Annotated in this window: 14 protein-coding genes; 4 read left to right on the forward strand and 10 right to left on the reverse strand. The window is 68.4% G+C overall.

Features of this window, described 5'->3' with window-relative positions; translation table 11 throughout:
* Positions 1 to 12: 12 nt before the first annotated feature.
* Positions 13 to 234 (forward strand): DUF4229 domain-containing protein, encoded by a 222-nt coding sequence (locus AC14A7_RS04435; protein WP_484006679.1) that lies wholly within the window; start codon positions 13 to 15, stop codon positions 232 to 234.
* Between the two features lie 13 nt (positions 235 to 247).
* Here AC14A7_RS04435 and AC14A7_RS04440 read toward each other — a convergent pair whose 3' ends face one another.
* Complete coding sequence (locus AC14A7_RS04440) at positions 248 to 1231, reverse strand: 1,4-dihydroxy-2-naphthoate polyprenyltransferase (protein ID WP_484006680.1); 984 nt, start codon at positions 1229 to 1231, stop codon at positions 248 to 250.
* A 9-nt stretch (positions 1232 to 1240) separates the two neighbouring features.
* Entirely contained in the window at positions 1241 to 2335 is a 1095-nt protein-coding gene (locus AC14A7_RS04445) for an AMP-binding protein (protein ID WP_484006681.1), read from the reverse strand.
* A gap of 143 nt (positions 2336 to 2478) precedes the next feature.
* Between AC14A7_RS04445 and AC14A7_RS04450 the strand changes: the two genes are divergently transcribed.
* Together AC14A7_RS04450 and AC14A7_RS04455 are read left to right on the forward strand one after the other, a co-directional pair.
* Positions 2479 to 3627: an ATP-binding protein gene (locus AC14A7_RS04450; RefSeq protein WP_484006682.1), complete on the forward strand. Its 1149-nt coding sequence runs from the start codon at positions 2479 to 2481 to the stop codon at positions 3625 to 3627.
* On the forward strand, positions 3617 to 4630 hold the full coding sequence (locus AC14A7_RS04455) for a hypothetical protein (RefSeq protein ID WP_484006683.1): 1014 nt from the start codon (positions 3617 to 3619) through the stop codon (positions 4628 to 4630). The genes AC14A7_RS04450 and AC14A7_RS04455 overlap by 11 nt, the downstream gene beginning before the upstream one ends.
* 37 nt (positions 4631 to 4667) lie before the next feature.
* On the opposite strand, the gene AC14A7_RS04460 is transcribed toward AC14A7_RS04455, so the two are convergent.
* Positions 4668 to 5564 carry a 1,4-dihydroxy-2-naphthoyl-CoA synthase gene (locus tag AC14A7_RS04460; protein ID WP_484006684.1) on the reverse strand — a complete coding sequence of 299 codons (897 nt, stop codon included), beginning with the start codon at positions 5562 to 5564 and terminating at the stop codon, positions 4668 to 4670.
* Between the two features lie 9 nt (positions 5565 to 5573).
* Positions 5574 to 5936 (reverse strand): hypothetical protein, encoded by a 363-nt coding sequence (locus AC14A7_RS04465; protein WP_484006685.1) that lies wholly within the window; start codon positions 5934 to 5936, stop codon positions 5574 to 5576.
* 41 nt (positions 5937 to 5977) lie between these two features.
* Between AC14A7_RS04465 and AC14A7_RS04470 the strand changes: the two genes are divergently transcribed.
* Complete coding sequence (locus tag AC14A7_RS04470; protein ID WP_484006686.1) at positions 5978 to 6961, forward strand: o-succinylbenzoate synthase; 984 nt, start codon at positions 5978 to 5980, stop codon at positions 6959 to 6961.
* Between the two features lies 1 nt (position 6962).
* On the opposite strand, the gene AC14A7_RS04475 is transcribed toward AC14A7_RS04470, so the two are convergent.
* The 6 genes from AC14A7_RS04475 to AC14A7_RS04500 form a co-directional block, all read right to left on the reverse strand.
* The gene (locus tag AC14A7_RS04475; RefSeq protein ID WP_484006687.1) at positions 6963 to 7706 is read right to left on the reverse strand and encodes a CHAP domain-containing protein; all 744 of its coding nucleotides are present in this window, start codon (positions 7704 to 7706) and stop codon (positions 6963 to 6965) included.
* A gap of 201 nt (positions 7707 to 7907) precedes the next feature.
* Positions 7908 to 8843 carry a c-type cytochrome biogenesis protein CcsB gene (gene ccsB / locus AC14A7_RS04480; RefSeq protein ID WP_484006688.1) on the reverse strand — a complete coding sequence of 312 codons (936 nt, stop codon included), beginning with the start codon at positions 8841 to 8843 and terminating at the stop codon, positions 7908 to 7910.
* Positions 8840 to 10441 carry a cytochrome c biogenesis protein ResB gene (gene resB / locus AC14A7_RS04485; protein WP_484006689.1) on the reverse strand — a complete coding sequence of 534 codons (1602 nt, stop codon included), beginning with the start codon at positions 10439 to 10441 and terminating at the stop codon, positions 8840 to 8842. The genes ccsB and resB overlap by 4 nt, the downstream gene beginning before the upstream one ends.
* Entirely contained in the window at positions 10425 to 11153 is a 729-nt protein-coding gene (locus AC14A7_RS04490; protein WP_484006690.1) for a cytochrome c biogenesis CcdA family protein, read from the reverse strand. The genes resB and AC14A7_RS04490 overlap by 17 nt, the downstream gene beginning before the upstream one ends.
* A complete protein-coding gene (locus AC14A7_RS04495) occupies positions 11150 to 11737 on the reverse strand; it encodes a TlpA family protein disulfide reductase (RefSeq protein ID WP_484006691.1) in 588 nt (195 codons plus the stop codon). The genes AC14A7_RS04490 and AC14A7_RS04495 overlap by 4 nt, the downstream gene beginning before the upstream one ends.
* Positions 11734 to 12361, reverse strand: a 628-nt coding sequence (locus tag AC14A7_RS04500) for a histidine phosphatase family protein (protein ID WP_484006692.1), incomplete at its 5' end; no start/stop codon positions are given. The genes AC14A7_RS04495 and AC14A7_RS04500, both read right to left, overlap by 4 nt.

Below are 12361 nucleotides of genomic sequence, written 5' to 3' on the forward strand. Positions count from 1 at the left end.
TAGACTTGGCCCGTGAAACCCTGGCTCAGCTACAGCCTCATCCGACTCGGCCTGTTCGCCGTGACCCTCACCGCCCTCATGCTGCTCGGCATTCCCGGCTGGCTCTCCGCCATCATCGCCGCGCTCGTCGGGCTCAGTGTCGCGTACATCTTCTTCCGCCCGCAGCGCGACGAGTTCATCGCCTCGGTGCGCCGGGCGCCGTCAACCGACGAGGATGCAGAGGACGCGCGCTAGCCGCAGCGAGCCGCTAGAACGCGATCGCCCACGCGAGGGCGACCGCGAACGCGAGTGAGGTGATGGATGTCAGCCGCAGCGCGATGACCAGCTCTGCGGCGGTCTTCGCCGTCAGGGTTATCACGATCGCCGGCACCGCTGCGAGCAGCGCGAAGTACCCGTATCCCGCGTTCTCGTAGAAGGCGACGAAGAAGCCGAGGATGACGAACGGCAGCCCCAGCAGCACGGCGTAGGTGATGCGTGCGGCGCGGTCGCCCATGAGCACGGCGAGGGTGCGCTTGCCGGCCAGCGCGTCCTGCGCGCGGTCGCGGATGTTGTTGACCATGAGCACGGCGCACGCGATGAGGCCGATCGCCACACCCGCGATCCACGTCTCGAGGTTGACGGTCGCGACCTGAACGAAGGTTGTGCCAGCCGTGGCGACGATGCCGAAGAAGACGAAGACGAAGAGCTCGCCGAGCCCGTAGTAGCCGTACGGTCGCTTGCCGCCCGTGTAGAACCACGCGGCGACGATGCACACGGCGCCGACGGCGAGCAGCAGGTACTGGCCGCTGAGAACGACGACCAGGATGCCCGCGAGCGCTGAGAGCGCAAAGAACACGATGGCGACGGTGAGCACCGTTCTCGGCCGAGCCGCACCAGAGCCGGTGAGCCGCGCGGGGCCGACCCGCACGGAATCCGTTCCGCGAACGCCGTCGGAGTAGTCGTTGGCGTAGTTGACGGCGATCTGCAGGCCGACGGCTACCGCGAGGCAGAGCAGCGCGCGAACCCAGTGGAAGGCTCCGTCGCCGATGACGTAGGCCGTTGCGGTGCCGAGCAGCACGGGAGAGACCGCGAGCGGAAGGGTGCGCACGCGCGCACCGGCGATCCAGTCGCGCGCCGTGGCCTTCGCGACCTTCGGCGCTCCGGGTGGCCGCCCGCCGGGGCGACCGCTCTTGGTCGAGGCCGTCGGGCGCGACGGAATGGTCTTGGGGTCGAATCGCTGCTGCTTTGCCACGGGAGGAGTCTAGCGAGCCACGAGCGCGCGAAGCGCGAGGCGGTCTGGCTTGCCAGAGGGCAGCAGCGGGATCCCGTCGACCACGACCACGCGCGCCGGCGCGGCGGCAGCGCCGAGCGCCGCACTCGCCAGCGACCGGAGTGCGGCGAGGTCGACGTCGACCGTGCTCACCACCACGGGCACCTGGCCCCACCGCTCGTCGTCGGCCGCGACGACCACGGCATCGTGCAGCAGCGTCTCGCGGCGGATGAGCAGCTCGAGCTCCCCGAGCGAGACCTTCACCCCGCCAGACACGATGACGTCGTCGAGGCGGCCCGTGACGCTGAGCACGCCAGCCTCGTCGATGCCGCCGAGGTCGCCGGTGCGATACCAGCGCACGCCCGCGTCGGTGTGGAAGGCCGTATCCGTTCGCTCCGGGTCGTCGAGGTAGCCCTCGGCGAGGGTCGGGCCGGCGAGCTCCACCTGGCCGTCGACGATGCGCACCCGGGTGGTGCCGATGGGGATGCCGTCGTAGACGCATCCACCCGCCGTCTCACTCGACCCGTAGGTGCGACTCACGCGCACACCGGCCGCGAGCGCGCGGGTGAGCAGCCGCGGCGGAGTCGCCTGACCTCCGAGCAGTACGCGGTCGAACCGCCGCAGCGCCACGAGGGCGCGCTCGCTCTCGAGCAGGGTCGCGAGCTGTGCTGGCACGAGGGAGGTGAACCGCAGCGGGTGCTCGAGCAGCAATGCCGCGTCGGCGAACGAGTCGGCGTCGAAATGCCCTTGCACCGCAACCGGATCGGTGTCGGCGCAGATGGAGCGCACCAGCACCGATATGCCGGCGATGTAGGTGGTTGGCAGGGCGAGCAACCACTGGCCGGCGCCGCCGAGCGCGGAGTCGGTCGCGGCAGCGCTCGCCAGAAGGGCGTCGGCAGACAGGGCGACCCGCTTCGGCCGCGCCATTGACCCGCTGGACTGCACGACGAGAGCCACGTTCTGCGCGACCAGGTCTGGCAGACCCACTGCCTCGCCCGCGAACACCGCTGGCCCGCCAGAGGTCAGGGCAGAGCGCAGCGCAGGGCCGAGGTCATCCCCCCATACCGCGCGCAGAGCCCGAGTCACCCCTCCAGCGTAGTGACGCTAAATGGGGCCAAACCCACGCGTTGGAGGGCTGGAATATGTGTCACGCTGGGACAACACGGCTGGGGAAGTGAGGGTCCGTGATAAACCAGAGTGCTCTAGACAGACTGATCCGTACACTCCTCGTGTCCATCGGGGTCGGCGGAGGCCTGTTCACAGTGCTCGGCCTGCCCGCGATCATCGAGCAGACCGCGTTCCTCGAGCCGACATACGCCGCCGTTGCGATCGTCGTCTTCTGCGGGCTGCCCGCGATCCTGGCCATTCTCGCGTTCACGGTTCCGGTGCGCGTGCTGCGGATCATCGCGGGCGTGCAGGCGACAGCGAGTGTTGCCGTGCTCGCCCTGTGGGTCTACGAGATGGCGCCAGGGGCCCTCGAGGGCGGCGACCTGCCGTGGATCATCAACATGATCACGATCGCGACGGTCGAGGCGGCGATCGCCATGTCGTTCGTGCTGTCCTGGGTCTACATGCTCACGATCGCCGTGCTGAGCGGCATCGTGCGCTACGTCACCTACGGCTCGGCCGATGCGTCCATGGCCATCCAGGACTCGATCATGATCGTGCTCATCAGCGGGTTCCTCATGGCGCTGATTCAGCTGTCCCTCCTCGCCGGACGGGAGCAGGATGCCGCTGCCAAGGTCGCGCAGGACGCCGCGACAGCCACGGCCGCCGCCGACACCCTCGAACGGCAGCGCACCCGCTACCACGCCTTCACCCACGATGACGTGCTGGCGACGCTCCTCGCCGCGTCGCAGGACACCCCGGACTCGCACGAGATCACCAAGCGCAGCGCGATCCGCGCACTGCAGAAGATGGACCAGTTCGCGAGCGACCTCCCGCTCGTCGCCACGCTGTCGATAGCAGAGCTCGACGTGCAGCTGCGCACCGCAGCGGTCGCGACAGGCGTCTCCTATGCGAGCACGCTCAATGCACCGCAGGGCCCGCTCGACATTCCCATCGAGGTCTGCGACGCCCTGAGCGAGGCGATGACAGAGGCGATGCGCAACAGCGTCCGGCACGGTGCGTGGCCAGACGGGCGCCCCGTGCGCCGCTCGGCTCGGGCGGAGCGGCTTCCCCGCGGAGTGCGCATCGTCGTCAAGGACGACGGGCGGGGGTTCAACCCTCGGCGCGTCGGACTCGACCGGCTCGGGGTTCGCCTCAGTATCCTCGCGAGAGTGAACTCGCAGGCCGGGGGCGTCGCGACGATCGACTCCACCCGCGGCAAGGGCACGATCGTGACCCTGGAGTGGAACGAGGCACGTCGTGAACACTGAGATCACCACCATCCTTCGGCTGAACGGCTGGGCCGGTTGGCTCGTGCTCGGCCTGTACGGCCTCGGCACGACGATCGTTGCCGTGCTCAACCTCGGTGGGCTTGTCGTTCCCGCGCTCGGCGTCGTCGCCCTCGTGCTGCTGTGGGGTGGACTCGTGATCCTCGCACTCCCCAACGCAGAGCCCCTCGAGCTTCGGTCGACCCTCGGCCTGCTGCTCATCGTCTGCGCCACCACGGCGATCAGCTCGTGGAACGTCGCCGACCCGGCCAACCCCGGCTACGCCACCTGGCCTCTCGGTGCCATGACCTTCCTGCTCTTCGTGCTCGCGCTTCGCGGCCGCCGTGGCTTCGCCTGGATCGGGTTCGGTGCCCTTGCGGCCGTCTCGGTGATCGTGGCCGTCGTTACCGATCTCGAGATCATGCGGGTGGTCAACGACGTGCTGCGCCAGTCGGCGACGCTCATCATCGGAACGCTCTTCGCGATCGTGCTGCGCCGCGCATCCCAGACAATAACGGCCATTCAGAACAATCAGCTCACCCGCGCGACCCTCGCGGCTGCCACCTCGGCGGCGACGCGAGAGCGCGCGGCCCAGAACGCGCGCCTCGAGCGCGACGCGCGACCAGCACTCGAGCGCATCATCTCCGACGAGCCGCTCAGCGCAGAGGAGCTGCGCCACTTCGCCCTGCTCGAGTCGACCCTGCGCGATGGAATCAGGGCGACCGGCTTCAGTGGAGAGAACATCGCAGAAGCGGCACGGCTGGCTCGCGACCGCGGTCTGCGGGTCGTGCTGCTCGACGACCGCGGCGTCGAGTTGCCAGAAGACGTCCGCGCTCGCGTTGAGGCAGCCCTCCTGCAGCAGCTTGAGGAGACCACCGAGGGTTCCATCACAGCGAGGCTGAGCCCGGATGACCGTGACGAGATCGCGACGATCGTCGTCGAGGAGAACGGCGAGTACCGCCGCGTCGTCGTGACCCCCTTCGATGTGGAGATCACGCACCTCTAGTGCGGGTCGAGTGGTCGCGAAGCGACTGCATCGAGACCTAGTAGTGGTACGGGTAGCTAGACCAGTCGGGATCCCGCTTCTCGAGGAACGCATCGCGCCCCTCGACCGCCTCGTCGGTGCCATAGGCAAGGCGGGTGGCCTCGCCGGCGAACACCTGCTGGCCGACCATGCCGTCGTCGACGGCGTTCATCGCGAACTTCAGCATGCGGATGGCCGTCGGCGACTTGCCGAGGATCTCCTGCGCCCACTCATAGGCGGTGGCCTCCAGCTCTGCGTGCGGCACGACGGCGTTGACCGCGCCCATCTGCATGGCGCGCTCCGCGTCGTACTCGCGGGCGAGGAAGAAGACCTCACGCGCGAACTTCTGCCCGACCTGACGGGCGAAGTACGCGCTGCCGTAGCCGCCGTCGAACGAGCCGACATCGGCATCCGTCTGCTTGAAGCGCCCATGCTCGCGCGAGGCGATCGACAGGTCGCAGACGACATGGAGGGAGTGCCCTCCTCCGGCCGCCCACCCCGGGATCACCGCGATGACGACCTTGGGCATGAACCGGATGAGCCGCTGCACCTCGAGGATGTGGAGTCTCCCGACTCCCACCGATCCATCCGCGTACTGGTAGCCGTCACGCCCGCGGATGCGCTGGTCTCCGCCAGAGCAGAAGGCCCATCCGCCGTCTTTCGCACTCGGCCCGTTGCCGGTGAGCAGCACGACGCCGATGCGCGGGTTCTGCCTCGCGTCATCGAGAGCCCGGTAGAGCTCGTCGACCGTCTGCGGGCGGAACGCGTTGCGCACCTCCGTCCGGTTGAAGGCCACGCGAGCGACCTGGCCTCGCTCGTCGTGGTGGTAGGTGATGTCCTCCAGGGCCTCGAAGCCGGCGACGTCGCGCCAGGTCGATGGGTCGAAGAGCTCCGAGACGTGTGCTGCTGAGGCCATGCTCAGAGCCTACGACGCGTGACCGGCAAGGGAGGCTGCCCCGTCGAGCAGCCGCGTGAGGATCCACGGGTTGCCAACCAGTGACAGCGCCATTCCGACGAGCCCGACGCCCACACCGCGGCCCGCTGCGACGGCGACAAACCCGATAAGAGCACCGAGGATGCCGCAGCCGATCCCGGCGAGCGCAAACCACTGCGCATCGGCGGCCAACCCGCTCGCGACGGACATGACGCCAAGCCCCGTTGCCGATCCCGCGAGCAGTCCGAGCACGAGGGAGAGCAGCCCGAGCCACGGCCCGCGGCGGGGCTGCTCGCTGGTATCGACGATGGTCGCGCCGCGGCCGAAGACCTCGATACCCCGCGTCTCTGCCATGAATGCAACGATATCCGCGCCTCCCGCGCGAGACTGGCACCATGCTGCCTGACCTCGACACCCTGCTCTCGACCGCCCGCGTTGTCTCGCTCCCCCTCGTATCGCGGTTCCGCGGAATCACGACCAGGGAGGCACTGCTGTTCGAGGGCCCGGAGGGGTGGAGCGAGTTCTCGCCGTTTGTCGAGTACGACGACGAGGAGGCGGCCACCTGGCTCGCGGGTGCCATCAACTTCGCGTGGAGCGCCCCCGCGCCCCTGCTGCGATCGTCCATCCCGGTCAATGCGACCCTGCCCGCCGTCGACGCGGCCGAGGTCGGCTCCGTGCTCGACCTGTTCGGCCCGTGCCGCACCGTCAAGGTGAAGGTCGCAGAGCGGGGGCAGGTGCTCGCGGATGACGTGGCCCGCCTCGCCGCGACGCGCGCCTACCTTGGCCCCGAGGGCCGCATCCGCATCGACGCCAACGCCGGGTGGAACGTCGACGAGGCCGAGCACGCCGTGCACGCACTCGCCCGGTTCGACCTCGAGTACATCGAGCAGCCCTGTGCGAGCATCGACGAGCTCGTCGAGCTGCGCGAGCGGATCTCGTACATGGGCATTCCGGTCGCGGCCGACGAGTCGGTGCGCAAGGCCGCCGACCCCCTCGCCGTCGCCCGCGCCGGGGCAGCCGACATCCTCGTTATCAAGGCGCAGCCGCTCGGCGGCATCGCGGCTGCCCTGGCGATCGTGGCGGAGTCCGGGTTGCCAGCGGTCGTCTCGAGCGCCCTCGACACCTCGATCGGCATCTCGATGGGGCTGCACCTCGCCGCCGCCCTGCCGAGCCTCGAGTTCGACTGCGGGCTCGGCACCGCGGCACTCCTCGCAGCAGATGTGACGGATGCCCCGCTCGTTCCCGTCGACGGCCGCATCGAGGTGCGTCGCATCACGCCGACAACGCTCGCCTTAAACGCCGCGACGCCCGACCGCACCGCATGGTGGATCGAGCGTCTCGAGCGCTGCTACGGGCTGCTGGCAGCCCGGGTCGACTAGATCAGGGAGGCGGGTAGAGGTAGAGCGAGAACGACCCGGCCGACACCGTTCTGGTGTGGTACGAGGCGCTGCCTCCCCAGTTGTACTCCTCGATGTCGACGGTTCCGTCACCGTTGACCGCCTTGACGTAGGCAACATGGTTGCCCTGGTAGGCGACGGCGCCGGGGATCGGAGTGGTGCTGGTCTGCCATCCGTGGTTGTTCCACGCGCGCGGCCAGCTGCCAGCGGATCCACCACTCGGCGTCATGTTCGACCAGACGAGCGAGTACGGTCCGGTGGTGCCGCGGTCGCGGTTGAGGCGCCATGCGACGAAGTCGGTGCACTGGCGCACGACGTAGCCGAGCGGCGAGAGGCCACCGCCAGCAGTGCGGAAGGGGTAGTCGTCGCCGGCTGCTGCCGGGCCGACCGTGCGGTACGCACCGGCGCGGGCAGCGGCGACGCGTGCCGCCTTGGCGACCGCAGCCTTGCGTGCGGCGAGCTGCTCGTGGGTCTCTGCGGAGAATGCGCCGCGCTCGACGGCCAGGCTCGCGGTCGACTCCGACACAGCGGTCTGGAGGTCGGCGGTGCTCTGCGAGCCGCTCGAGAGTGAGAGCGCATCCTCCGTCGTGGTGTTCACCGCGAGAGCGGGAAGGGAGGTGGCGAGCAGGAACCCTGGAATCACCAGGAGGGTGAACAGACCAAGGAACCGCTTGTGGATCGGAGCCTTCGGAGCGGGGTGACGCACTACGACTACGCGCGAGGCCACCGGAGAATCCGGCCGGGCCACGGCAGTGGAATGACGATTCAAACGACGAGCAACCAAGTGTGTTTCCTCTAGTGATGACGCGCGCGCCCAGTGATTCCAGCGCCGGCCATGATCAGTTTCGATTCAGCGGACCTACCTACCGTAGGCACGAAAACACCAAATGTCACCTTTTGGAAACGTTTTGCCCCTAGAACTGGTGGTCTACAGGCCGGAGTATGCGTGCAGTCCCTTGAAGAAGAGATTGACGATCGTGAAGTTGAACATGACCGCAGAGAAGCCGACGATCGCGAGCCAGGCGGAGCGTGATCCGCGCCATCCGCGGGTGGCTCTGGCGTGGATGTAGCCGGCGAAGATGGTCCAGATGATGAAGGTCCAGACCTCCTTCGTGTCCCACCCCCAGTAGCGCCCCCAGGCGCGCTCGGCCCAGATCGCGCCGGCGATGAGCGTGAAGGTCCAGAAGACGAATCCGACGAGGATGAGCCGGTAGGCCAGGTTCTCCAGCACCTCCGCGCTCGGAAGGGTCGCGAGGAACCGCGGAGCCGTGCGGCCGGCCTCGCGGCGGGCCTGCAGCAGCTGCACGAAGGAGAGTCCTGCGCCGAGTGAGAAGAATGCGGTGCCGAGAGTGGCGACGAAGACGTGGATGACGAGCCACGCCGACTGCAGCGCCGGGGGAAGCGGCACGACATCCACATAGAAGTTGGTGGTGGCAACGCCGAGCAGGATGAGCGCGAAGCCGACGACGTATGCCCCGAGGAAGCGGAGGTCCTGCCAGAGCTGCACGACGAGGAACACCCCGACGATGATGGCCGTGGCGGTGAGCGAGAACTCGAACATGTTCGCCCACGGCACCCGGCCCGCCGCGAGTCCGCGCGAGAGCGTGGCCACCGCGTGCAGCACCCAGCCGATCAGCGTCAGCGCGAAGGCCACCTTGAGCTCGCGCGATCGCACGGGGGCATCGGTTGCAACCCGCTCGAGCACGGTGGTGCCGCCGGCAGCGCCTGCGACGACGACCGCCGACGCCGGAGCCGGAGCGGAGCGCTTGGCGAGATCGAGGGTGTACGCGACGAACGCGAGGGTGTACACGGCCATAGCCGAGAACAGCGCGACGAGGGAGATGGACACGAAGTCTGGGGTCACGGCTTCAGCCTAAGCGCGATGGCGGCCTGGTGCTTCTGCGCGAGCTCCTCGACGGCGCGTTCCAGACCCGGGTCCTCACCGCGGGCGAGGGCCGCGTACTCGATGGTCCAGCCATCGCCGTTGCTCACCGCCTTGATCCACGCTCGACGCCGCGGGATGAACAGGCTCGTGATGAGCCCGAGCACGACGAGCACAGCAAAAAGGAACACCCAGAGCTGCGACGGATCGTGGTGGATGTCGAACGACGCGAACCGCTTGACCCCCTCGAGCTCGATCGTGCCGAGGCCGTTCGGCAGGTCGACGGTCTGCCCGATGGCCAGCTGGAGGGCTGGCTCCTCGGCGCCGCCTCCGGCGATCGGGGTGAGGTCGTCGGCCGAGAGCTCGTAGACGGAGCGCGGAACGCCCTCGTCGAGGCCGAGGTCGCCCTGGTAGACCCGCAGGGTCAGCAGGGGGTCGACGAGGTCGGGGAAGCGCGAGACGAGGGCGCCAGACTCGAGCTGCGCGACGGTCGGGTAGAAGAAGCCCGCCATGCCGAGCTGCTCGTCGAGGCCATCGGGAACCTTGATGACGCCGACCGAGGTGAGGGAGGCATCCTGCGGCAGGAACGGTACGGAGTCGGTCCAGACGACGGTGCCGTCAGGGTCCCGCACGGTGATGGTCGGTGCGTAGCCGTTGCCGAGGAGGTAGACCTGCGTTCCGCCGATGTCGAGCGGTGCGTTGACCTTGACCTGGGCTGCGGTCGGCTCCCCGCCCGGCTCCGTCGTGGTGACGCTCGCCGTGTAGTCGATCGCCTGCCCGAACGCGTCGGGGTTGTCGAGCTCGTAGACGGCCTCGAACTCGTCGAGCGAGATGCGGAACGGCTCGAGAACCTCGTCGCTGAAGAAGCGACCGGGATTGAACGAGTCGTAGTCGCCGAGCACGTTGACGAAGCGCTGCCCCTCGACGACGACCCGCTGGCCGGTGTAGCCGAAACCACCCCCGATGCCGACCGAGACGAGCACGCCGATGAGGGCGGTGTGGAAGACGAGGTTGCCCGTCTCGCGGAGGTAGCCGCGCTCCGCGCTCACCGAGTCGCCATAGACCTCGGTTCGGTAGCCCTGGGCGCGCAGCACCTCGCGCGCCGACTCGACGATAGTGGCGGCATCCGCGTCGGAGTGCACGGCGGTGAAGCCGGGCAGGCGCTCCAGTCGGGCCGGAGTGCGCGGCGGCCTCGCGCGTAGAGCGAGGTAGTGGTGCCGTGCCCTCGGAATGACGCAGCCGATGAGCGAGATGAACAGCAGGAGGTAGATCGCAGAGAACCACGGCGACGTGTAGGTGTCGAAGACCTTGAGGCCGTCGAGAACAGGGAACAGGTCGGGGTTGTCGCGGCGAAACTGCACGACGCCGTTCGGGTCGCTCGAGCGCTGCGGAACGATAGAGCCGGGGATCGCGGCGAAGGCGAGCAGCAGCAGCAGGAACAGCGCCGTGCGCATGCTCGTGAGCTGCCGCCAGAAGAAGCGAAGGTAGCCGCTGACCCCGAGCCGGGGCTGCGAGATCGACGGGTCTGGCTGCTCCGAGTCGATGTGGTCAGAGGGGCGCGCGCTAGATGGCAGTGACATAGCTGTTGATCACCGCCCCCAACTGGCTCATGAGCAGGCTCCAGAGACCGCTCACCATGAGCACCCCGATCAGCACGAGCATTGCACCTCCGACGATGTTGACGACACGGATGTGGCGCTTGACGAACGCGACGCTCGTCGCTGCCCAGCCGAATCCGATCGCTATTGCGAGAAAGGGCAGTCCGAGTCCGAGCGAGTACGCGATGCCGAGCACGACGCCATGCGCGGCAGAGCCGCTGTCGAGGCTGAGTGCGGAGATCGTCGCGAGGGTCGGGCCGAGGCAGGGCGTCCAGCCGAGGCCGAAGACGATTCCGAGGAGGGGGGCTCCGGCGAGGCCGGTGCGCGGCATCCACTCCGGCTTGATGGTGCGCTGCAGGAAGGTGAACTGCCCGACGAAGACGAGCCCGAGGCCGATGACCACGACGCCGGCGATGCGGGTCAGCAGGTCGCGGTAGACGAAGAGCCACTGGCCGATCACGCCGAAGGCACCGCTCAACAGAGTGAACACGAGGGTGAATCCGAGGATGAACAGCAGCACGCCGACCACGAGCCTGCGACGGTCTGGCTGGCCGTCTGCTCTGGTCATGCCGCCGACGTAGCCGAGGTAGCCGGGAACAAGCGGCAGGATGCATGGCGAGAGGAACGAGAGCAGGCCGGCAAGGAACGCTATGGGAAGCCCGGCGACCAGCGGGCCGGCGACCAGGTCGGTCATGGCTCCGCGATCGTGTCGCGGATAATGGTGTCGAGCGCCGACGGCGACTCGACCTGCCCGAGGATGCGCGCGGCGACGCGCCCCTGCTTGTCGATCACGAGCGTGGTTGGCACGGCATTCGGCGCAACGGTGCCGGCGAAGGCGAGCAGCAGGTTGCCGTCGTTCGCGTCGATGACCGACGGATAGGTGACGCCGGTCTCCTGCTCGAAGGTGCGCGCGGTGTCGGCCTGGTCGCGCACGTTGACACCGAGGAAGGACGCGCCGTCTCCGTCGAGAGACAGATGCAGCTTCTCGAGGTCTGGCGCCTCGACACGGCACGGTGGGCAGGCGGCGTACCAGAAGTTGATGACGACGACCTCGCCGGCGAAGTCGTCGGAGCTGACGGCATCCCCCTCGGTCGTGGCGCCCTCGAACGCGACGGGCTCGTCGCGGTTCTCTGGAGCGATCGTGGTGACACTGCCGTCGCCGGAGATGTAGTTCTGCGTGCTGCCGCTCGAGTACTGCTCTGCGAGCGGGTCGGCGGTGCATCCGGCGAGACTCGCGACGACGAGGGCGGCCGCTGCTGCCGCGAGCGCGCGCCTCATACGGCTCCGAGATCGGTGGATGCCGCGAGCAGCTCCCTCGCCGGCTCGCGATAGGAGACCTCGCGCCACACTCCCGCCTCCCGCTCGAACGACGTGATGCTCGAGAGCGTGCACCGGCGCTTGCCCGGGTGGTGGGGAAGGCGCTGGTTGTTGATGGAGCGTGTCGCCAGCCAGATCGGGGACTGGTGGCTCACCATGACCACGTCGCCGCCGTCTGCCGTCTGCCAGGCGTCATCCATTGCGGCGCGCACGCGAGCGGCGATGTCGACGAAGGGCTCGCCCCAGCTCGGGCGCATCGGGTTGACGATCCACGGCCAGACCTTCGGCTTGAGCAGCAGCCCGGCGTTGAACGTGCTCTTCTGGCCTTCGAACCTGTTGGTCGGCTCGATGATGCGCGGCTCAGTCTCGATGGGGAGGCCGAAGCGCTCTGCCCATGGCTGCGCCGACTCCTGGGCGCGCAGCAGCGGGCTGGCGTAGAGGTGCGAGATCGTCGTGCCGAGCATGCTCTCTGCTGCCGCGTCGGCCATTCGACGGCCGAGCTCTGAGAGGTGGAAGCCCTCGAGCCGCCCGTAGAGGATGTGGTCTGGATTGAAGACCTCGCCGTGGCGCACGAGATGGAGGCGG

The sequence above is a fragment of the Conyzicola sp. genome, assembly GCF_057073975.1.

Excerpts from the sequence above, each read along its gene's own strand:
- AC14A7_RS04460 (WP_484006684.1), bottom strand. The coding sequence starts at position 5,564 with ATGGCCTCAGCAGCACACGTCTCGGAGCTCTTCGACCCATCGACCTGG.
- AC14A7_RS04465 (WP_484006685.1), bottom strand. The coding sequence starts at position 5,936 with ATGGCAGAGACGCGGGGTATCGAGGTCTTCGGCCGCGGCGCGACCATC.
- AC14A7_RS04470 (WP_484006686.1), top strand. The coding sequence starts at position 5,978 with ATGCTGCCTGACCTCGACACCCTGCTCTCGACCGCCCGCGTTGTCTCG.
- resB (WP_484006689.1), bottom strand. The coding sequence starts at position 10,441 with ATGTCACTGCCATCTAGCGCGCGCCCCTCTGACCACATCGACTCGGAG.
- AC14A7_RS04490 (WP_484006690.1), bottom strand. The coding sequence starts at position 11,153 with ATGACCGACCTGGTCGCCGGCCCGCTGGTCGCCGGGCTTCCCATAGCG.
- AC14A7_RS04495 (WP_484006691.1), bottom strand. The coding sequence starts at position 11,737 with ATGAGGCGCGCGCTCGCGGCAGCAGCGGCCGCCCTCGTCGTCGCGAGT.